Raw genomic sequence first — 806 nt, 5'->3', positions numbered from 1 at the left:
GAGAGTTGCATAGTCGACGCGAACATTTATGGTCAAGTCCTCGGCCTATTAGTACCGGTCAGCTCCACACATTACTGTGCTTCCACTCCCGGCCTATCAACCCGGTCGTCTACCGGGGGCCTTACCCCAACAAAGGGTGGGAGACCTCATCTCAAGACGAGCTTCCCGCTTAGATGCTTTCAGCGGTTATCCCTTCCGAACGTAGCCAACCAGCCGTGCCCTTGGCAGAACAACTGGCACACCAGAGGTTCGTCCGTCCCGGTCCTCTCGTACTAGGGACAGCCTCTCTCAAGTCTCCTGCGCGCGCAGCGGATAGGGACCGAACTGTCTCGCGACGTTCTAAACCCAGCTCGCGTACCGCTTTAATGGGCGAACAGCCCAACCCTTGGGACCTACTCCAGCCCCAGGATGCGACGAGCCGACATCGAGGTGCCAAACCATCCCGTCGATATGGACTCTTGGGGAAGATCAGCCTGTTATCCCCGGGGTACCTTTTAGCCGTTGAGCGACACCACTTCCACACGTCGGTGCCGGATCACTAGTCCCAGCTTTCGCTCCTGCTCGACCCGTCGGTCTCACAGTCAAGCTCCCTTGTGCACTTACACTCGACACCTGATTGCCAACCAGGCTGAGGGAACCTTTGGGCGCCTCCGTTACTCTTTGGGAGGCAACCGCCCCAGTTAAACTACCCACCAGACACTGTCCCCCACCCGGATCCACGGGCGCGGGTTAGACATCCAAAACGATCAGAGTGGTATTTCACCAATGACTCCACCTGAACTAGCGTCCAAGCTTCCCAGTCTCCC

At 57.9% G+C, this 806-nt stretch carries 1 other annotated feature (running past one end of the window).

The window, feature by feature from the left end:
* Positions 1-28 precede the first annotated feature (28 nt).
* Positions 29-806: a sequence feature (mutual gap in cmsearch alignment for this rRNA model is longer than 100), on the bottom strand (it continues 3,344 nt past the right edge of the window).

Source organism: Herbidospora daliensis (genome assembly GCF_001570585.1).
Taxonomy (GTDB): Bacteria; Actinomycetota; Actinomycetes; order Streptosporangiales; family Streptosporangiaceae; genus Herbidospora; species Herbidospora daliensis.
Note: the sequence above shows the minus strand (reverse complement) of the source record. Positions and strands in the feature narration are given on the sequence as shown.